The sequence below is a fragment of the Serratia sp. HMSC15F11 genome, assembly GCF_001808215.1.
Lineage (GTDB): Bacteria > Pseudomonadota > Gammaproteobacteria > Enterobacterales > Enterobacteriaceae > Serratia > Serratia nevei.
Genome location: NZ_KV792418.1, coordinates 21381 through 41889, shown reverse-complemented (window position 1 = coordinate 41889; position 20509 = coordinate 21381). Strand labels below are relative to the sequence as shown.

The following is a 20509-nucleotide window of genomic DNA, read 5'->3' as shown; positions in this document are numbered from 1 at the left end:
TCCCCGGTAAAGCGCGATGAACCTTTTTTATTGGCGTCAGTTACATGTCCGTTTGCGGCCAGCGCGGCGCGGGATCTTGCTTCACACTGAGGATCTTTAAACCGCGTGAGGATGAGCGATGAACGCATTGAACGGCAAGGTGGCGGTGATCGGCGGCGCCAGTTCGGGGATCGGGCGGGCGGCGGCGCTGTTGTTCGCCCGGCAGGGGGCGGCGCTGGTGTTGGGCGCCCGGCGCGAGCGGCTGCTGGCTGAACTGGTGGGGGACATTCGGCGCGAGGGCGGCCGGGCGCTCGCGGTGGCGGGCGACGTGCGCGACGAAGCCTTCGCCGAACGGTTAACGGCGACGGCCGTCGATGAATTCGGCGGGCTGGATATCGCCTTCAACAACGCCGGCACGTTGGGGCCGCTGGGGCCGTCGCTGGCGCTCAGCGCGTCAGAATGGCGCGATGTGCTGGAAACCAACCTGTCCAGCGCTTACTACAGCGCCAAATATCAAATTCCCGCCATGCAGGCGCGCGGCGCGGGGTCGGTGATCTTCACCTCCACGTTCGTCGGCCATACCGCGGCGTTTCCCGGTACGGCGGCCTATGCGGCCAGCAAATCGGGGCTGATCGGCCTGACGCAGGCGCTGGCGGTGGAGTTTGGCGGACACGGCATTCGGGTGAACGCGCTGCTGCCGGGGGGCACCGATACGGCGATGGGGCGGCAGATGAGCAATACCCCGGAAGCATTGGCGCAGGTGGCCCAGCTGCACGCGCTGAAGCGATTGGCGATGCCGGAGGAGATCGCGCAGGCGGCGCTGTATTTGGCGTCTGACGCTTCCTCGTTCGTCACCGGCACCGCAATGCTGGTGGACGGCGGCGTTTCCATCCAGCGCGGCTGAGGCCACGGGCGCCGTGGCCTCAGCGGGCGTCAGAAAGCGGACAGGTGGCGGCGCACGATCTCGCGGCCGATCTCCAGCGAGGCAGTCGCCGCCGGAGAAGGGGCATTGCACACGTGCAGCGAGCGTTTCCCCTGCACGAAATGGAAGTCGTCCACCAGCTTGCCGTCGGCGGTCAGCGCCTGAGCGCGCACGCCGGCCGGGCCGGGCCGAATATCCTGCTCCTGCAGCGCCGGGATCAGCCGACGGGCGTTCTCGGCAAAGCGGCGGCGCGACAGCGAACGGCGCATTTCCGCCAGCCCTTCGCCGAGGTAGTTGCCGGCGATTTTCCAAAAGCCGCGATAGCCGAGCACCTCGCTCAGATCGCGCAGGCTGAAGTCGCATTTGCGGTAGCCTTCGCGTTTGAAGGCCAGCACCGCATTGGGGCCGACGTCGCGTTTGCCGTTATACATGCGGGTAAAGTGCACGCCGAGGAAAGGGAAATCCGGGTTGGGCACCGGGTAGATCAGATGGTTGACCAGGTGGTTTTTCGCGTCGTCCAACACATAGTATTCACCGCGGAACGGCACGATCTTCATGCCGGTTTCGTAACCGGCCAGTTTGGCGATGCGATCGCTGAACAGCCCCGCGCAGTTGACCAGCACTCGCCCTTCGAAGGTGTCGCCGGCGGCGGTGACGGTGACGCCGCCGGCGTGCTCGCGGATGGCCTCAACCTGATGGCCGTAGGCGATCTCGCCGCCGCGCCGCACAATGATCTCCGCCAGCTTGGCGGCCACCTCCGCGTAGTTGACGATGCCGGCGTCGGGCACCAGCAGCGCTTCAAGGCCATTGACGTGCGGTTCGCGCTCCCGCAGCTGCGCCTGTGACAGCCGGGTGACCTGCAGGCCGTTTTGCAGCCCGCGCTGATAGATGTTCTCCAGCCGATCCAGTTCGTTTAGCTGGGTGGCGACAATCACCTTGCCGCATTGGTCGTGATACAGGTCGTGTTCGCGGCAGAAGGCGAACATGCTGCGGTTTCCCTGTTTTGCCAACTGCGCTTTCAGGCTGCCGGGCGTGTAGTAAATGCCGGAATGCACCACGTTGCTGTTGTGGCCGCTTTGGTGCGCCGCCGGGCCGCGCTCTTTTTCCAGGATCAGAATGCGCCGCTGCGGATCCGCTTCCTGCAGCGCATTCACCACGCCGAGCCCCACCAGGCCGGCACCGATAACGATCGCGTCGTACATCACGGCTCTTGCTCCTCGTTTTCCAGGCGGCGTAATTTGCCGCGCACGTTGTTCAAATGATTTTGCATGGCGGCGGTGGCCGCCGCCGCATCGCCGTCGCGAATGGCGATAAACACCCGCTCATGTTCGTCGATCACCCGCTGGCGCTCGGCCTGCCGCCCTAGGTTTTTGCTGAGCGAGTACACCAGCACCCCCAGATACAGCTCGTGCATGTTATCGAGGATCTGCACGAAAAAGGGGTTATGCGAAGCCTGCATGATGGCGCGGTGGAACAGGTAGTCCTGCCGATAGCCGATCTGGCCGTCGTTCAGCGTACAGTGACGAAAGGCGAGGTGCGCCTGTTCGATCGCCTGCAATTCCTGTTCGGTACGGCGCTCGGCGGCCATGCGCGCCGCCTGCTGCTCCATGACCTCGCGCATTTCCAGCAGCGCTTCCACCTCGCGGCGGTCGGCTACCTCCATCACCAGCGGTTCGTATTTGCTCAGCAGCGAATGCTGTTCCACCCGATGGCCGCCGCCCTGGCGTGAGGAGATGATGCCGCTGACCTCCAGCACGCCGAGCGCCTCGCGCACCGGCACCCGGCTGACGCCGAACGCGTCCGCCAACACATTTTCCGATGGCAGCTTCTCGCCGACCGGAAAGGTGCCGTCGCTGATGCCGGCTTTCAGCTGCGCCAGCACTTGATGAGAGGCTTTCTGGCGCGTGACCTTGCGGATCATGACGCGCCACCCGGCAGCGCGGCTCGCTGCTTATAGCGCAGCAGGTGCATGGCGGCGGCGCCGGCGATCAGGGCCGCACCGCCCAGATCGGTCATCAGGCCCGGTTTGATCAGCAAAATCGCCGCCGCGGTAAACAGCACCCGCTCCAGCCAGTGGGTTTTCATCAGCCAGAAATTGGCGCTGGCGATCGACAGCGCGTAGATCCCCACCAGCGCGCTGATCACCATATGCAGCACCGACAGCGGATTGAGATCGTCACCCTGCATCAGCAGCATCGGGTTGTAGACCAGAATGAACGGAATGATAAAGCCCGGCAGCGCCAGACGCACCGCATCCCACGAGGTTTGCATCGGATCGGCACGGGCGATGCTGGCGGCGGTGTAGCTGGCCAGCGCCACCGGCGGCGTGATGTTGGACAGTGCGCCGAACCAGAACACGAAGAAGTGCGCCGCCAGCGGCAGCACGCCGGCCTTGATCAGGATCGGCGACACGGTGACCGCCACCACGATGTAGAGCGCGGTGGAAGGCAGCCCCATGCTGAGCACGATGCACACCAGCATCACCACCAGCAGGATCATCCACAGGGTGTTGTCGGTCATGGCGACGATGTTGAACGCCAGCGTCGAGCCGATGCCGGTCATGGTCACCACGCAGATGATCACGCCGATGGCGGCGCAGGCGATGGTGACCTGAATCGAGCCGCGCGCCGCGTCGTTCAGGGCCAATGCGATTTTTTTCGGCGTCATGCGCACCGAACTGTCGGGGGTGAGCCAGCTGGCGACGATGATGGCAATGATGCCGAGGAAGCCGGCATAGATCGGCGTTTTGCCCAGCAGCAGCGTGCCGATGACGATGACGAGCGGGAGCAGCAGCAGCCCGCGCGCCTTCAGCACCGCGCGCACCTGAGGGATGTTCTCCTTGTTGATGCCTTTCAGGCCCTGTTTCTTGGCTTCCAGATCGATAGCCATGATCAGCGCGGCGTAATAGAGCAGCGCCGGCACGATGGCGGCGATGACGATGGTGGTGTACGAGATGCCGAGGAAGCCGGCCATGATAAACGCCGCCGCGCCCATGATGGGGGGCATGATCATGCCGCCGGTGGAGGCGGTGGCTTCCACGGCGCCGGCGAAGCGGGACGACAGCCCGATGCTTTTCATCAGCGGAATGGTGAAGGTGCCGGTGGTGGCGACATTGGCCACCGCGCTGCCGCTCAACGAGCCGGTCAGTGCCGACGAGATCACCGCCACCTGGGCCGGGCCGCCGCGGCGGCGTCCGGCGGCGGCCAGCGCCAGATCGTTGAACAGCGCGGTTGCGCCGCTGACGCTGAGAAAGGCGCCGAACAGAATAAACACCACGATGGCCGTGGAGGCGGTGGACAGGGTGATGCCGAAAATCCCCTCGCCGGTCATGAACAGCCGATACAGCAGGCGTTCTACCGAGAAGCCCCCGTGGCCGAAGATGCCCATGAAGTATTGCCCGAACAGCGCATAGAGAATGGCGAAGCTCGCCAGGCCGGGGATGAAATAGCCGGTGGTGCGCCGCGCGGCTTCGAACAGCACGCCGATACCGATCGCCGCCATCACATAGTCGGTGGCGTTGGGGATGCTCTTGCGCACCACGTGCAGATCGAGGTAGTTAACGTAGAAATAGCCGTAGCTGACCAGCGTCAGGATGATGAACAGATAGTCCCAGCGGTTGAAGCTGCGGGTGGCATACCGGGCCGAGAAGGGGAACAGGATAAAGCCCAGGATCAGAATGCCGCTCAGGAAAGTGGTGTTGCGGTAGAACTCCTGCGTGTTGGACAGCGCGTTGGCGTAGATGGCATAGGCGGAGATGGCGATCGCGAGGACGGTTGCCAGCTGCAAATAGACGCCGCTCAGCGGCCGGTTGCCGGCGCCGGCTTCTTTGTCCAGATCGACGGCGGGCTGCGGTGAAGAAGAGTGAGTGCTCATACGTCCTCCTGGATTAGGGGTTGGCGGTCAGCGCGGCGGCTTCCGGCGGGATCAGATAATCGGGTATCTCGACGCCGGCTTCGCGGTAGTAGCGATAGGCGCCGAGGTGCAGCGGCACGGAAACGCCTTTCAGCGCATTTTCCAGCGAGATGTATTTGGCCGAGCTGTGTACCTGGTGCACTTCCGGCAGGTTCTCGAACATCGTTTTGGTCAGGTCGTACACCAGCTTTTCATCGAGCCGGCTGAGGGCCACCAGAATATTGGGCTGTGCGATGGTGGCGACCGCCTTGGGCTGGCGCGGGTAGGTCTCCGCCTTGATGTCGAAGCGGAACCAGGAGTTGGCGATGGCGTTGATGCTGGCCAGCTGTTCGTCGGTGACTTCCAGGATGCGTGCCGGCACGCCGCTGGCATACATATCGGTGACGGCGGCGGCCGGCACCCCGGCGGGCAGGGCGCCGCCGTCCAGGCGCCCGTCGCGCATCGCGGAAACCGTGTCGCCGTAGCCGAGGTATTCCGCCGACAGCGACTTCTTGGTCAGGTTGACGCCCTGCAGGATGATCATCGTCGACTGTTCGGTGCCGCTGGCCTGCGGCCCGACGGAAAAGCACGTGCCGGCGATATCGTTCAGCGTGCCGTCTTTCACCCGGCTTTCCAGCATCACGAAGTGTTCGACGTTGGGCCACAGCATGGAGATGGAGCGCAGATCGCCGTAGGCGCGGCCGTCGAAGTTACGCACGCCCTGATAGGCTTCGACGGCGATCAGGCTTTGCAAAATCGCCAACTGCGCCTCGTCTTTTTGCAGCAGGTCGATATTCTCGATCGAGCCGGCGGAGGATTGGCCGGTGACCTGTATCCCCTGGTGCTTCAGCCGGTTGCTCCAGACGTTGGCCAGCCCGACGCCCATCGGATAGTAGGTACCGCCGGTGGAGGCGGTGGCGACGGAGAGGAAGGTTTTATCGGCGTTTTCCGCTTTGCCGGCGATGGCCAGCAACGCGGCGCCGGCCACGGCGCAGGTAACAAGCAACGTTTTGATTTTTCTATTTTTCATTATTTTCCCCAGCGGTTTTTTTGAAACAAATAGAAAACATTTACGCAAACTTGTATACAACATGGCAGCTTTATTCACCTAAAACGCAGTGCTTGATTTGTGATCTGAGTGGGCGAAAATTGAACGGTGCGGCGGGGGGCAGAAATGAAAAACCCGTGGCCGGGCGCCACGGGCATGCGGGGGAAGGTTACCAGCCTTTGACGGCGTCGCCCTTGTAGAGGTCGGCGGCGCTGGCCGCCACTTCGTCGGTCTGATAGGCCTTGACCAGATCCTTCACTTTCTCGCTGTCTTTGTTGTCGATGCGGCTGGCGAAGATGTTGACGTACGGCGAGTTTTTGTCTTCGACAAACAGCCCGTCCTTGGCCGGCGACAGGCCAATCTGGCTGGAATAGTTGGTGTTGATGATCGCCAGCGTCACTTTCTGATCGTCCAGCGCGCGCGGCAGCTGCGGCGCTTCAATCTCGACGATCTTCAGCTTTTTCGGGTTGCCGACGATGTCCAGCGCGGTCGGCAGCAGGCCGACGCCCTCTTTCAGGGTGATCAGCCCCTGTTTTTGCAACAGCAGCAGCGAGCGGCCCAGGTTGGTCGGATCGTTCGGCACCGCCACCTGCGCGCCGTCCGGCAGCTGGCTGAGTGCGGTTATCTTCTTCGAATAGCCGGCGATCGGGTAGACGAAGGTGTTGCCCACCGCCGCCAGCTTGTAGCCGCGCTCCTGCATCTGCTTGTCCAGATACGGCTTGTGCTGGAAGGCGTTGACGTCCAGATCGCCGTTGTTCAGCGCTTCGTTCGGCAGCACGTAGTCGTTGAAGGTCACCACCTCCACGTCCAGATCGTATTTCTGCTTGGCAACCTTTTGCACCACCGCCCACAGCGACTGATCGATACCGGCGCTGATGCCGACCTTGATGTGGTGATCGTCCTGTGCCGTCGGGCCACAGGCGGTCAGCAGCAGCGTGCCGGCGGCGGCCAGCGCCAGGGTGAGGTTTTTCAGCGTAAATGTCATTTTCCCAGGGTCCTTGTCAACATTGCCTGCTAATTTTGGCGGGCAGAATAGTGGCAGTGACTGTAGGTAATCGCTGGGCTAAAACAAAATACTGATTCACTATGACTCATAGCGATTAGCTATGAGCGGCCGCCGCCTGGCGCGGTGCGGATTGTTTTGACGGCGAATCGGCGGGCTTATTATGATAGCCGTTGGCCCGCGAGGGCAGACTGGGTACTGAAACGAAGGAAAAGACAATGCGATTGAACACTTGGAGCAAGGCGCTGCTGCCGCTGGTGGTGTTGGCCTGCGTCTCGGCGACTCAGGTTCGGGCGGCGGAGAGCGATACCGGGCCGATCCCCAAACAGCTGCTGGGCAACTGGCGCGTCAGTAAAATTGTGCCGACCCAGACCACCGGCTGCTGGGATCAACAGCAGGCGCAGAGCCTGATCGGCGGCAAAATCAGCTACAAAGCGGATGCGTTCAGCTGGAACGGCACGGCGCTGAAAAGCGAAGGGGCCACCGTCAGCACCGTAGAAGCGCAGGAGTTTGTCGAGGACAATTCCGGCAGCAGCTCCTACATCGATTTCCCGATGCTGGGCATCAGCACGCCGTCGGTCGAACGCGTGGCCATTCAGCACGCGGATACCGCCATCAAAGGCATCACCGATCAGGGCACCGATGGGGTGCCCGGCGATAACGTGCTGGTGAAAGACGCCAACACGCTGATCCTGTCGCTGTGCAACGTCTGGTTTGAGGCGCAGCGCGAGAGGTAATTTTTTGCCTTCAGCCCCGGCAACGGGGCTTTCCCACCGTTTCGCCACCCGTCATACGCGCCATTTCTGAACTAAAATTAACCATAACGATATGACCCCGGCGTGATATCGGAGCCTCGGCTCTACCGAGTCCATGACAGGAGGCGCTATGTGTTACCACCATATTGTCATTGCCACCGATCTAAGCGATGACGGCAAACGGCTGGTTGAAAAGGGGGCGCTGCTGGCGGAGGCGCTGCAGGCCAAACTCTCGCTGATCTATGTGGACGTTCACTACGACACCTACCACGCGGCGATCGGCTTTTCGGAGCGCAGCTATGACGGCGTGCCGTTCGAAGAGAAGATCCGCAAAGAGCTGGAGCCCACCACGCAAAACGTCAATTACCCGATCGCGGAAGTGATTATCGGGCGCGGCGGCTTCGTCGATGAACTGCGTACGGCAGTCGTGGATAAGAACATCGATCTGCTGGTGTTCGGCCATCACCACGATCTGTGGAGCAACCTGTTTTCTTCCACCCGCAATGCCATCAACCAGCTGAATATCGACGTGCTGGTGATCCCGATCCGCTCATAAACGCGGGCCACCGCCGGGCAACGATGGCGGTGGCCGCTGCGGCTTATTGCGTGAAGAAGTCGTTATACAGCATGTACAGGTGCGCCGCGCTCCAGGAGAAGTTCGGCGCGCCTTGCTGCTTGCCGGTGAGCGGGTTGTAGTTCTCGCGGATCGGCCCGTCAGCGACCAGGCCGTCGGCGTGGCGGAAGAAGGCCTGCGCCATCGCCACCGCATCGTCGCGATAGCCGTAGCGCTCCATGCCCTTGAGGCCGAAATACAGCTGATCGACCCACACGCGGCCGCGCCAGTAGATGTCGGCGCCGAACGCCGGATTGGTCAGCGCCGCGGTGCCGAGCGGCACGTAGGTATTGAACTCGCGCGGATCCTTCATCACCCTGACCACCGCATCGGCGTGCGGCTGGCTGGCGGCGCCGTTGAACAGCGGCGACCAGCCTTCCGGCCCTTTGCCGCGTTCGACGATCGGTTTGCCGGCGCAGCCGTTGGCCAACGGCCGGCTTTCGATGCGGATGTCATAGAAGAAACCGCTCTGCTTGTCGAACATGCAGGTGTTGATGTAGGCCGCCAGCCGGTCGGCTTTGGCGCGAAAGGCGGCGGCCTCGGCGCCGCGGCCCAGAATATCGGCCATCTCTGCCAGATAGCGGTTGTCGCTGTACATATAGCTGGCCTGATCCACCGACTCCTGCAGCAGCGAGTAGCCGAGCAGCGTACCGTCCGGCGCGCGGTTTTCGGCGAATTTCACCTGCCAGTCTTCGCGTTTGCCGCCCTGCGCCACGTAGCGCGCCAATTGATCCGGATCGATAAAGCCGAATACCGCCGCATCGTCGCGGCCCGACTCCCAGGAGGCGGCGGTCTGCGCCGGGATCTCGATGCTGTCGTACTGCCCCTCGCGCACGATGCGATCGTAATTGTCGAGGCCGGCCAGCGTTTGCTCGCGCTGCCCGCGTTTGACGGTAAACAACATGCGCCCGTCGGGGGTATTGTGCGCTTTGTCGCGGGTGGCGCCGTATTCCGGCACGCCGTTGCCGTTGTGATCGCGGTTGCGCAGCCACCAGTCATGGTAGGCCACCAGCTTCGGGTACATCTCCGCCAGCCAGCCCTTATCGCCGGTGACGCGATACACCTCCATCACCGCCCAGGCCGCCAGGCTCGGCTTGGTGTTGCGCTCGTTCCAGTTGCCGCCGTCGCCGCCGCGCTCCGGGCTGGGGTTGTAGGCGATAAGGTCGGGCAGAAAACCGGCGTCCCACGGGCGCAGGGCGTCGCCCGGTCGGATCTGGAAGGCGAACACTGCGCGAATGTTGTCCTTGGCCACGTCCGGGTTGAAGTGCGCCATGGCGTAGGCCTGTTTCCAGGTGTCCCACGGCCAGGTTTGGTTGCCGGAGAACCAGCGCCCGGTCACCGACGGGGTGACCGAGTCGAACTTCATCGCCCCGGCTGCGCCGCGCCAGTTGCCGTTCAGCGTTTCCATCGCTTTGACCGCCACGCGGGTTTGTTCCGGCGTGGCGTGCGGGTTGCTGAGCCCAGTGGCGAGATAGCCTTCCCAGCGCTGGGCCGACGCGGCCATATAGCGCTGCGGGTGAGCGAGGATATCGGCGATAGCGAGCTGTTCGCGCTGTGCCTCTTCGGCGGTGAGCAGGTGCGAGTAGGTGGTGTACAGGGTGGTGGAACCGGCGATGCGCGCCGTGGCGCGGAAGCGGTGGCCGTCGACCGTGGTGCGCTGCGGCAGCGATTTGTGGATCTGATACTCGGACTGGCCCGAGGTCATCAGCTGCGACGGCGCGCGCACCTTGCCGAAGGTGACGCGCAGGCCGTCAGCCGTCGGCACAATGCGGCGCGTGTAGTCCGGAAACGCCTGCTCGAGGGTCGCCGGCGGCTGCGGTTTTTGCTCTTTGGCCGCGTAGCGCTCCAGCAATTCACCGTCCCACACCAGCTCCAGCGGCGTGTCGGTCAGGATTTGGGTTTCCAGCAGCGAGGTGCGCGCGGCGGCGAAGTGCAGCGTCAGGTTGACGGTCACGCCCGGCGCGCTGAGCCGCTGCACCAGGGCGCCGGGCAGGCTGTAGGCCGTCATGGTGAAATGCACCGGTTTACCGTCTCGATAGACGCTGAGCCGATCGAAATTGTTGGCCATAAAGTTGATGTACTCTTCGGTCAGCAGCGCCGGGCCGGGGAAACCGCCCATGCCTTCCGGCCCGCTCGGCAACAGGTGGCCGTGCCAGGCGCCGAGATCGAAGAACGGATTGAAGCGCTGGTGATCGTCGAAATCGTAATCGAGCATAAAGTGCGGCGCGCCGCGGCGGTCGATGACGTTTTTATAGCGCTCGGCCAACGGGGCGTCGGCGTCGGGCGTTTTCGGCACACAGCCCGTCAGCGCCCATGCGAGGATGAGGGCAGTGGCCAGCGGGGGCAGGGGAGTCATGTTCATCGTAGGAGCCTCAACGGTTACCAATAGAAATATTGCATCAGAAACACCGAGTTGCTGGCACCGGTGCTGTCGTTGCGCATGAAGAATTTGCTGTCCAGCGCGGTGGCCAGTTTGCCGCCGGCGTATTCGTACCAGACGCCAAACTGGGCGTATGAGGTGGCGGTGTCCGCCGCGCGATCAAACCGGTGGCGGGCGTAGCTGTAGGCGGTGGAGAGATACAGCCCTTTGGCGGTTTCCGTCATCGCGCTGAGCATCAGGCCCGATTCGCTGCCGGGATGGCCGCCGCTGTCGCCTTTGCCGGTGTGGTGCCAGACGCGGCCGGCCAGGTGTTTGCCGCGCAGCCCCAGCAGAAACAGCTGCCCCAGCCCGTCGGTCACTTCCAGGCCGGTCAGCAGCGTCAGATTCTCCTGCAGGTCGTACTGGGTGTAGCCATTGGCCATCGCCCGGTAGGTATACTTGTCGGAATAGCGGTCGTATTTACCGAAGTGCAGCAGCGCCTTGCTCTCGTCGATGCGGCTTTCCGGGGCCGCCGTCACGCTGTAGCGAAAGCGCCCGGTCAGGTTTTGCAGCTTGGCAGCGTAGCTGAGATCGCGGGTGTTGGGGATCACGTAGCCATACTCCGGCGTGAAGTCGCCCCACCACTGCAAATCGTCGAGCGACGAATCGTTGCGCACGCTGAGCATCATCTCGGTGCCGTCGTCGGTGCGGTAACCGCCGTAAAAGCGGTTCAACCCACCCTCGAAGCCGCCCCAGCTGTGGTCCGGCGTCCAGGCGTGGCCCTGGCTGTCCGCCTGCACGGTCCAGCCTTCACCGTAAATCAGGCCGAACCAGTGGCCCCGTTTGATCTCCAGGCCACCTTCGATATAGGTGCCGTCGCTGTATTGATGCTGATGTTCGCCGTTCAAATAGACGCTGCCGCCGATGCCGAGCTCGCCGTAAAAACGCAGGGCGGTCGCGGTGCTATCGGGTAGCGGCGGCGGTGGCAGCTGATTGCGCTCCGCCGGGGCCACCGGTTCCTGCGCCGCCCAGGCGGGCGCATTAACGAGCAGCAACAAGGGCAACAGGGCGTGATGGCTTAGTGATTTCATGGGGCATAGCCTGGTGTTGGATGGATCGGAACGTCAGCCGAGCGGCGGCTCACGCGAGGTCGCTCCCGGATCCCTGGGAGAAGAGAAAAAGTCCGCCCTCATGGGGCGGTAAACGGCAGGTATATTAGTAAAATATTTAGTAAAAAATACACTTAAATCAGTAAAGCGTTAACTTGATCACAGCGGGCGAAATGGGTATCTTTCGCTGCAGACGCCCGGCAACGGCTGGCATGAGCGTGCGCTGGCCCGGTCTGGGAAGGAGAGGAGGCGGGCGGCGCTGTACGCCGCGGCGCTATCCGATTAAGCTACTGTTTTTCGTCTGTGCATTGGGACTCTATGGCCACACTGAAGGAAATTGCTGAAGCCGCTAATGTGTCCGTCGCCACCGTTTCGCGCGTGTTGAATGACGACCCCACCCTGAGCGTGAAGGCGCAAACCCGCCAGAAGATCCTGGAAGCGGCGGAGCGCCTCGAATACAAGGTCGCGCCTTCCAAACGGCAAAGCGGGCAACGCCTGCATTTCGCCGCGCTGTTCACCTATACGCAGGGCGTGGAGATCAACGATCCCTATTACCTGGCGATGCGCTACGGCATCGAAACGCAGTGCGAAAAGCTGGGCGTGGCGCTGAGCGCCGGTTATGACTTCAACGGCGACAAGGCGCTGCCGGCGGCCGACGGCCTGCTGGTGATCGGCCGGCCACAGCCCGCGCTGTATGAGCAGCTCAGGCAGCAGGAAACGCCGGTCGTATTCGTCGACGGCGTGGTGGAGGATGAGCGGTTCGACTGCGTCAATGTCGACCTGTACAAGATCAGCCGCAAGGTGATCGACTACTTCATCGGCCGCGGCTATCAGCGCATCGGCTTTATCGGCGGGCGCGACGATCCGGCCGGTATCGACCAGCGCGAGCAGGCGTTCGTCGAGTATGGCCGGCAGCAAAACGTGGTGCGAGCGCAGGATATTTACCACGGTGATTTCAGCAGCCAGTCGGGCTACCAGTGCGCCAAAGCGATGTTGCAGAGCAAGAATGGCTATCCGCCGGCGCTGCTGGTGGCGACCGATTCGATCGCGATCGGTGTGCTGCGCGCGCTGCACGAACACGGCATTCAGGTGCCGGGGCAGATCGCGCTGATCAGCGTCAACGATATTCCCACCGCCCGCTTTATTTTCCCCGCCTTGTCCACGGTGCGCATCCCTTCGGAAACCATGGGCGCACAGGCCGTCAACCTGCTGGCGGAGCGCCTGCGCGATGAGCGCGCCGTCCCGCTGTCGATCTTCGTTCCCAGCTCGCTGCAGCTGCGCGACACCACCGTCGCATGACCGGCCCCCGCCTCGGCGGGGCGTCGCGTTGGCGCCCCAAATTAACGTCATGATAAAAAAAGGCATTTGAGATTTATTGTGATCCCGTCGTCATTTGGTAAATATCAACTGTAGTTTTTACTAAATATTTACTATCGTTTCCGCATTGCACAGGTGTCGGGAGACGTGACGTGAATAATTGGGAAAACATTGATAAACAGTCGGAGCACCGGTTGGCGCCGCGCGCGAGCTTCTTCAGCTACGCGGACGCCGAGCATGCGCTGAGCTTCGATCGCAACGCCAGCCGGCGCTTCCAGCTGCTGAGCGGCCGCTGGCGTTTTCGCTTCTTCGAGCACCCGGCGCAGGTGCCGGCGGCGTTTTATCGGGAGCCGATGAACGATTGGGGCGATATGGCGGTGCCGGGCATGTGGCAGCTGGAAGGGCACGGCCACCTGCAGTACACCGACGAGGGCTTCCCGTTCCCGATCGACGTGCCTTACGTGCCGACCAACAACCCCACCGGCGCCTATCAGCGCCACTTTACGCTCGACGCCGGCTGGCAAGATCAGCAGGTGCTGATCAAATTCGACGGCGTGGAAACCTACTTCGAGGTGTACGTCAACGGCGACTATGTCGGCTTCAGCAAGGGCAGCCGGCTGTGCGCCGAGTTCGACATCAGCCCCTATGTGCGGCAGGGCGAGAACCTGCTGGCGGTGCGGGTGATGCAGTGGGCCGATTCCACCTACATCGAAGATCAGGACATGTGGTGGATGGCCGGCATCTTCCGCGACGTCTATCTGATCGGCCAGAGCGCCACTCACCTTCACGACCTGACGCTGGTCACCACCTTCGATGAACGCTACTGCGACGCACAGTTGGCGATCGATGCCGAACTGCATCATCTCGGATCGCAGGCCGCCGAGGGCTGCCGCCTGCAGGCGCAGCTGTTCGACGGCGATCGCTGCGTGGCGGAGCAGTGGCGCGACGATCTGCGCATCGAGCAGGTGCTGAGCTGCCGTTTCGAACTGCCGGTCAGCTGCCCGCAGCAGTGGAATGCGGAAAATCCCTATCTGTATCAACTGCTGCTCAGCCTGTATGACGGCGCCGGCAACCTGCTGGGCGTGGTGCCGCAGCGGGTGGGTTTCCGCGAGATCGCGGTGCGCGACGGGCTGATGTACGTCAACGGGCGCTACCTCAAACTGCACGGCGTCAACCGCCACGATCACGATCACCGCAAAGGGCGCGCCGTCGATATGGCGCGGGTAGAGCGCGACATCGTGCTGATGAAGCAGCACAACATCAACTCGGTGCGCACCGCCCATTACCCCAACGATCCGCGCTTTTACGAGCTGTGCGATCTCTATGGCCTGTTCGTGATGGCGGAGACCGATTTGGAAAGCCACGGCTTCGCCAACGTCGGCGATCTGAGCCGCATCACCGACGATCCTCGTTGGGAACAGGCCTACGTCGAGCGCATCGAGCGCCACGTGGCGGCGCAGAAAAACCACCCGTCGATCATCATCTGGTCGCTGGGCAACGAGTCCGGCTACGGCTGCAACATTCGCGCCATGGCCCGGCGCTGCAAGGCGCTCGATCCGACCCGTCTGATCCACTATGAAGAAGATCGCGACGCCGAAGTGACCGACGTGATCAGCACCATGTATTCCCGCGTGGCGATGATGAACGCCTTCGGCGAATACCCGCACTCCAAACCGCGCATCCTGTGCGAGTACGCCCACGCGATGGGCAATGGCCCCGGCGGGCTGTTCGAATACCAGTCGGTGTTCAACCGTCACGCCAGTTTGCAGGGGCACTACATCTGGGAGTGGTGCGATCACGGGCTGCTGAGCCACGACGAGCAGGGGCGCGAGCGCTACCAGTACGGCGGCGATTACGGCGACTACCCGAACAACTACAACTTCTGCATGGACGGCCTGATCTATCCGGACCAGCGACCGGGCCCCGGCCTGCGGGAATACCAGCAGGTGCTGTGCCCGGTGGAGGTGACGGCGGAAGAGGGCGCGGGTGACGTGCTGCGGGTGAAAAACCGCTATTGGTTCAGCTCGCTGGCGGACATCACGTTGAAGGTCAGCGTCAAGACCGACGGCCGCCAGGTGGCAAGTTACGAATTCAAGCTGCCGCATCTGCAGCCGGGCGAGAGCGAAGACATGCATCTGCCGGTGTTGGCGCTGGGGCAGGGGGAAACGCTGGTCGACGTGGCGGTGCATAAGGACAGCGCCACCCGCTACAGCGAGAGCGGCCAGCGGCTGGGGCATTATCAGCATCTGCGCCAGGCGGCGACGCGGCTGCCGGCTCCACCGCTGGCCGATGCGCCGGCGCTGCAATGCCGCGAGGAACATCATCAGCTGATCGTCAGCGGCGGCCGTTTCCAGCTGGCATTCTCGCTGCTGAGCGGCGAACTGCTGTCGTGGCGGGTAGACGGTGAAGACGTGGTGGGGCGCGCGCCGCGCATCACCTTCTTCAAACCGGTGATCGATAACCATAAACAGGAATATGAGGGGATTTGGCTGCCGCAACATTTCCCCATCATGCAGCAGCATTTCCGCCGCCTCAGCCGGCAATGGCAGGGCGAAGATCTGCTGCTCGAGGTGCACAGCCTGATCGCGCCGCCGGTGTTCGACTTCGGCATGCGCTGCACCTACCGCTGGCGCATCTCCGCGCAGGGCTACGTCAGCCTGGATCTGTCCGGTGAGCCTTACGGCGATTTCCGGCAGATTATCCCGAAAATCGGTCTCGATTTCGGCATCAGCCGACGTTTCGAACAGGTGGAATACTACGGCCGCGGGCCGGGCGAGAACTACCGCGACAGCTGCCGGGCCAACCTCATCGGCCACTACCGGCAGCGCGCCGACGCGCTGTTCGAACACTATCCGTTCCCGCAGGACAACGGCAACCGGCAGGACGTGCGCTGGCTGAGCCTGCAGGACGCGGCGGGCAAGGGGATCTTCATCCAGCCGCGGCGGCCGATCAATTTCAGCCTGTGGCCTTACAGCGCCGAGATGCTGCACCAGGCCCAACACATCAACGAGCTGGAACCGAGCGACTGCCTGACGCTGAACCTGGACGACCAGATCCTCGGCCTCGGCTCCAACTCCTGGGGTTCCGAAGTGCTGGATACCCACCGGGTCTATCTGGCGCCGTTCAGCTACGGCTTCACGCTGGTGCCGTTCGACGGGCGGCAAACGCAGGGCGCCGCGCTCGCCGGTTATGACTTCGCGCCCGCTCACCATCACCCGCAGTCTGCGGAGGAAAACGCATGATCATTCTCGAATCCCTGGCGGAGTTCCAGCGCATTTATCACAGCGGCAAGAAGTGGCTGCGCTGCATGGAGGCGATCGCCAATGTCGATCGCATCAGCCCAAACGTGTGCCATTCGATCGGCGACTCGCTGACGTATCGGCTGAGCCTCGGCGCCGGCCGCCGGCACGGCTGGCTGGAGGGCAACCGCCGTTACTTCGACGTGCACTATTACCTCGACGGGGAAGAGACCGTCGAGGTTGCCGATAAACGGGCGCTGACGACGGTGGCGCCCTATCAGGACGAAACCGACCGCGAGTTTTTCAGCGGCGAAGGCGAGAGGCACCGGGTCGGAAAAGGCAACGTGGTGATCTTCGAAAACCACCAGGCTCACCGCTTCGCAGAAAGCGGCAAGGTAAAAAAAGTCATTTTAAAAGTGACGGTGGAAGACAGCTATTTCGTCAATAAATAGCGCGCTCGCCGATCGATAACAACAAACCGAAGTCCCCTACACCATTCGGAGAATCTCTATGGCTGCGTCGAACAGAAACACCATCGGCAAGTTTGGCCTGCTGTCGATGACGTTTGCGGCAGTGTTCAGTTTCAACAACGTGATTAACAACAATATTCAGCTCGGAGTCGCCTCGTCGCCGGTATTCCTGGTGGCGACGATCATTTACTTCATTCCCTTTTGCCTGATCATCGCCGAATTCGTCTCGCTCAACCGCAACTCCGAGGCCGGCGTTTATGCCTGGGTGAAAAGCGCGCTCGGCGGGCGCTGGGCGTTTATCACCGCCTACACCTATTGGTTCGTAAACCTGTTCTTTTTCACCGCGCTGCTGCCGCGCGTCATTGCCTACGCTTCTTACGCGTTCCTGGGCTATGACTATGTGTTTACCCCGCTGACCACGGCGATCATCAGCATCTTCCTGTTCGCCTTCTCGACCTACATCTCCAACAGCGGCGCAAAACTGCTGGGGCCGATGACCTCGGTGACCTCGTCGCTGATGCTGCTGCTGACGTTTTCCTACATCGTTCTGGCGGGCGCGGCGGTGCTGGGCGGCATCGAGCCGGCCGACCCGATCAACGTGCAGGCGATGACGCCGAACTTCAACTGGGCGTTCCTCGGCATTACCGCCTGGATCTTCCAGGCGGCGGGCGGGGCGGAGTCCGTGGCGGTGTACGTGAACGATGTGAAAGGCGGCAGCCGCGCCTTCGTGAAGGTGATCATCGTTTCCGGGCTGTTCATCGGCGTGCTGTATTCGGTGTCATCGCTGCTGATCAACGTCTTCGTGCACCGCACCGATCTGCACTTTACCGGCGGTACGGTACAGGTGTTCGAAGGGCTGTCGGCGCACTTCGGCCTGCCGACGATGCTGATGAACCGCTTTGTCGGCATTGTTTCCTTCACCGCCATGTTCGGCTCGCTGTTGATGTGGACGGCGGCGCCGGTGAAGATTTTCTTCACCGAGATCCCGAAGGGCATTTTCGGCGAGAAAACCATTCGTCTGAACCGGCACGGCGTGCCGACACGCGCGGCCTGGATCCAGTTCTTCATCGTCATCCCGCTGATGCTGATCCCAACGCTGGGTTCCAGCAGCGTGCAGGACTTGATGAACACGCTGATCAACATGACCGCCGCCGCCTCGATGCTGCCGCCGCTGTTCATCATGTTGGCCTACCTGAATTTGCGGCTGAAGTACGACCGGGTGGCGCGCGATTTCAAAATGGGCTCGCGCCTGCAGGGCATCGCCATCGTCAGCGTGCTGATCGCCATCTTCACCGTCGGTTTCTTCGCCTCGACGTTCCCGACCGGCGCCAGCATCATGACCATCGTGTTCTATAACGTCGGCGGGTTGGTGGTGTTCCTGGGATACGCCTGGTGGAAGTACAACCGCTACTCGAAGACCCTGAACGCCGAGGCGCGCTACCACGAAGACATGCCGCTGGCGCGTCTCGCGCTGGAAGCGCAGGAAGGGGCGCCGGCCGGGCAACCCGCGCTGACCACGCCCGCTTGCAATAAGCCGCTGTAATCTCTCCTCTATCGGCTCCGCGCTCCGGCGCGGAGTCTCGCTTCGCGGAAAAAATTCCTGCCCCGGCGTTTGCATAATGCATAAGTGAATACTAATGTGTTTATATGAACGAAAATGACATCTTCAAAGCGTTGGCCGATCCGACCCGCCGCACCATCTTCGACAAACTCGCCGCCGGCAGCATGAACGCCAGCGCGTTGCGCGATGGGCTGCCCATCAGCCAGTCGGCAATGTCGCAACACCTGGCGGTGCTGCGCAATGCCGGGCTGGTGCGTGAGGCGAAGCAGGGGCGCTGCGTCAACTATCAGGTCGACCCGGACGGGCTGGCGCAGATCGCCCAGTGGCTGGCGAAGTACCGCGCCTGGTGGCCGGCGCGCATCGACGCGCTGCAAACCTTACTGAAGGACATGGATCAATGAACAAACGGGCTGAACCGCCGCACGATCGGCTGGTGTTGGAATATTCGCTCGATGCGCCGCCGGAAAAAGTGTGGCGGGCGCTCAGCATTCCCGAGCTGCGCGAGCAGTGGCTGCCGACGGGCGACCTGGCGCAGGCCGAGCCGCTGGCCACCACGCCGGGCGAGGCGGTGAGCTACCGTCTGCGTGACGACCAACCGCCGTTCCTCGAAAGCGTGGTGACGCTGCAGATTGTGCCGGATGCCGGCGGTGGCAGCCTGCTGCGGATTATTCACCAGCTTGACGCCGCCAACGACGGCCCGACGACGATGATGTGCGCCGCCTGACGCGTTAAACACACTTCCCTTATTGCCAACCCAGGAGTTCACCGATGCGTGAGAAGATGATGCTCGTCCCGATGGTGGTGGAACAGACCAGCCGGGGAGAACGTTCCTTTGATATTTATTCGCGCCTGCTGCGCGATCGGATCGTGTTCCTCAACGGCGAAGTCAATGACGACGTGGCTGAAATGCTGTGCGCCCAGCTGCTGTTTCTGGAGGCGGAAAACCCGGAAAAACCGATCCACCTGTATATCAACTCGCCGGGCGGGGCGATCACCAGCGGGCTGGCGATTTACGACACCATGCAGTACATCCGTGCGCCGGTGCATACGCTGTGCATGGGCACCGCGCGTTCGATGGGCTCGTTCCTGCTGATGGCCGGCGAACCGGGGCACCGCATGGCGCTGCCCAACGCCAGCCTGCACGTGCACCAGCCGCTGGGCGGCTTTCAGGGGCAGGCCTCCGACATCTTGATCCACGCCGAAGAGATGAAGCGCACCAAAGAGCGAGTGATTCGGCTGTACGCCCAACATTGCGGCCTGAGCGATGAAGCGGTGGAGCTGGCGCTGGATCGCGATCGCTTTATGACCGCCGACGAAGCGGCGGCCTGGGGGCTGATCGATAAGGTGCTGCGGGAGCGGTAAAATGGCTCAGCGGGGCTCGGCGGCCTGCGGCGTGTGCCAAACCCGTTCAAGCCCGAATTCGACCATCGCGAAATAGAGGCTGAAATAGCGCTCTGCCATGATAAAGAACGAGCTGTTGAGTTCGATCACCACGTTATTGGTGGTGGTCAGCAGGCCCGATTTTTCCGCCGCCTGCAGAATGCGATTGACGTGCGCGCGTGAGACGGAGCATGACTTGGCGATTTTCGCCGAGGAGAGCAGCAGAAACGGGGAGTTCTGCCGGATGCTTTCGATATGCAGCATCAGCAGCACCATGTGGCCGGCGTCCTTGCTGATAAACAGCCCGGATTGCTGCACCAGATCGATCAGGTAGATCTCCTTGAGCATCAGCTGCCCGTAGGCGGCGAAAAAGGTGGGCAGAAAGTCGGGCGCCGCCAGCAGCGTCGCGATGGGCATCTGTGGCGCCAGCGCCTGATAGGGCCGCGCCATGGAGGCGATCAACGCCTGGGTTTCCGCCAGCGCGTGCGGCGTAGGCTTATAGCGCAGTTGGCGCTTGTCATGTTCGCAGGGTTTGACCTCCAGCCGGCGGCCGACCCGCAAAAAGAACAGAAAGGAGTCCAGGGAGTTCTCGCTGATCATGTTCTTTCCTTTAAAAAAGGCTTTGATGTCTTTCAGCCCGGCGGTGGGCTGGTGGTAGTAAATGGACAGGATGGTGGAACAAATGATGAACCGGCTGTTCCTGAAAATGATTTTGTAAAACAGCGGATGCTTCTTGTAGGTCTCTTTCAACAATTCCCCGTGTTTGACGATGGCGGTGTGAAATGCCGGTGACTGCCTGATGTTGTTGGCCTGTTTCTCCAGGTGAAACTGTAGCTGGAATCTGCTTAGACTCATTTTTCCCT

General features: G+C 62.2%; 18 protein-coding genes. 10 read left to right on the top strand and 8 right to left on the bottom strand.

The features are described 5' to 3' along the window. Positions 1-118 precede the first annotated feature (118 nt). Positions 119-883, top strand: a complete 765-nt coding sequence (locus HMPREF3138_RS07240) for an SDR family oxidoreductase (RefSeq protein WP_038872091.1) — start codon at positions 119-121, stop codon at positions 881-883. A 29-nt stretch (positions 884-912) separates the two neighbouring features. On the opposite strand, the gene lhgO is transcribed toward HMPREF3138_RS07240, so the two are convergent. The 5 genes from lhgO to metQ form a co-directional block, all read right to left on the bottom strand. After that, positions 913-2103, bottom strand: coding sequence for an L-2-hydroxyglutarate oxidase (gene lhgO / locus HMPREF3138_RS07235; RefSeq protein ID WP_038872094.1), 1191 nt, complete (start codon positions 2101-2103; stop codon positions 913-915). After that, positions 2103-2822 carry a FadR/GntR family transcriptional regulator gene (locus HMPREF3138_RS07230; protein WP_038872097.1) on the bottom strand — a complete coding sequence of 240 codons (720 nt, stop codon included), beginning with the start codon at positions 2820-2822 and terminating at the stop codon, positions 2103-2105. The genes lhgO and HMPREF3138_RS07230 overlap by 1 nt, the downstream gene beginning before the upstream one ends. Continuing rightward, positions 2819-4774 (bottom strand): TRAP transporter permease, encoded by a 1956-nt coding sequence (locus HMPREF3138_RS07225; protein WP_038872100.1) that lies wholly within the window; start codon positions 4772-4774, stop codon positions 2819-2821. The genes HMPREF3138_RS07230 and HMPREF3138_RS07225 overlap by 4 nt, the downstream gene beginning before the upstream one ends. Positions 4775-4787: 13 nt before the next feature. After that, positions 4788-5822 (bottom strand): TAXI family TRAP transporter solute-binding subunit, encoded by a 1035-nt coding sequence (locus tag HMPREF3138_RS07220; RefSeq protein ID WP_038872103.1) that lies wholly within the window; start codon positions 5820-5822, stop codon positions 4788-4790. A 187-nt stretch (positions 5823-6009) separates the two neighbouring features. After that, the gene (gene metQ / locus HMPREF3138_RS07215) at positions 6010-6825 is read right to left on the bottom strand and encodes a methionine ABC transporter substrate-binding lipoprotein MetQ (protein WP_038872107.1); all 816 of its coding nucleotides are present in this window, start codon (positions 6823-6825) and stop codon (positions 6010-6012) included. Between the two features lie 236 nt (positions 6826-7061). On the opposite strand from metQ, the gene HMPREF3138_RS07210 reads away from it, so the two are divergent. Further along, a complete protein-coding gene (locus HMPREF3138_RS07210) occupies positions 7062-7580 on the top strand; it encodes a hypothetical protein (protein WP_038872110.1) in 519 nt (172 codons plus the stop codon). 148 nt (positions 7581-7728) lie between these two features. Further along, positions 7729-8154, top strand: coding sequence for a universal stress protein (locus HMPREF3138_RS07205; protein WP_015377548.1), 426 nt, complete (start codon positions 7729-7731; stop codon positions 8152-8154). A 43-nt stretch (positions 8155-8197) separates the two neighbouring features. Here the strand turns inward: HMPREF3138_RS07205 and ygjK are convergent, their stop codons facing one another. Further along, complete coding sequence (gene ygjK / locus HMPREF3138_RS07200; RefSeq protein WP_038871967.1) at positions 8198-10573, bottom strand: alpha-glucosidase; 2376 nt, start codon at positions 10571-10573, stop codon at positions 8198-8200. Between the two features lie 17 nt (positions 10574-10590). Further along, complete coding sequence (gene ygjJ, locus HMPREF3138_RS07195; protein WP_050572083.1) at positions 10591-11661, bottom strand: protein YgjJ; 1071 nt, start codon at positions 11659-11661, stop codon at positions 10591-10593. A 336-nt stretch (positions 11662-11997) separates the two neighbouring features. Between ygjJ and ebgR the strand changes: the two genes are divergently transcribed. From ebgR to HMPREF3138_RS07160, 7 genes are all read left to right on the top strand, one after another. Further along, positions 11998-12978, top strand: a complete 981-nt coding sequence (ebgR, locus tag HMPREF3138_RS07190) for a transcriptional regulator EbgR (RefSeq protein ID WP_038871971.1) — start codon at positions 11998-12000, stop codon at positions 12976-12978. A 170-nt stretch (positions 12979-13148) separates the two neighbouring features. Beyond that, a complete protein-coding gene (gene ebgA, locus HMPREF3138_RS07185) occupies positions 13149-16238 on the top strand; it encodes a beta-galactosidase subunit alpha (protein WP_038871974.1) in 3090 nt (1029 codons plus the stop codon). Next, complete coding sequence (locus HMPREF3138_RS07180; RefSeq protein WP_038871976.1) at positions 16235-16687, top strand: beta-galactosidase subunit beta; 453 nt, start codon at positions 16235-16237, stop codon at positions 16685-16687. Before ebgA ends, HMPREF3138_RS07180 begins: the two co-directional genes overlap by 4 nt. Positions 16688-16745: 58 nt before the next feature. Next, complete coding sequence (locus tag HMPREF3138_RS07175; RefSeq protein ID WP_038871978.1) at positions 16746-18248, top strand: amino acid permease; 1503 nt, start codon at positions 16746-16748, stop codon at positions 18246-18248. Between the two features lie 104 nt (positions 18249-18352). Beyond that, entirely contained in the window at positions 18353-18667 is a 315-nt protein-coding gene (locus tag HMPREF3138_RS07170) for an ArsR/SmtB family transcription factor (RefSeq protein ID WP_038871980.1), read from the top strand. Beyond that, complete coding sequence (locus HMPREF3138_RS07165; protein WP_038871982.1) at positions 18664-18990, top strand: SRPBCC family protein; 327 nt, start codon at positions 18664-18666, stop codon at positions 18988-18990. The genes HMPREF3138_RS07170 and HMPREF3138_RS07165 overlap by 4 nt, the downstream gene beginning before the upstream one ends. A 44-nt stretch (positions 18991-19034) precedes the next feature. Next, positions 19035-19628, top strand: a complete 594-nt coding sequence (locus tag HMPREF3138_RS07160; protein WP_038871984.1) for an ATP-dependent Clp protease proteolytic subunit — start codon at positions 19035-19037, stop codon at positions 19626-19628. 6 nt (positions 19629-19634) lie between these two features. Here HMPREF3138_RS07160 and HMPREF3138_RS07155 read toward each other — a convergent pair whose 3' ends face one another. Further along, entirely contained in the window at positions 19635-20501 is an 867-nt protein-coding gene (locus HMPREF3138_RS07155) for a hypothetical protein (RefSeq protein WP_038871987.1), read from the bottom strand. Between the last annotated feature and the right edge of the window lie 8 nt (positions 20502-20509).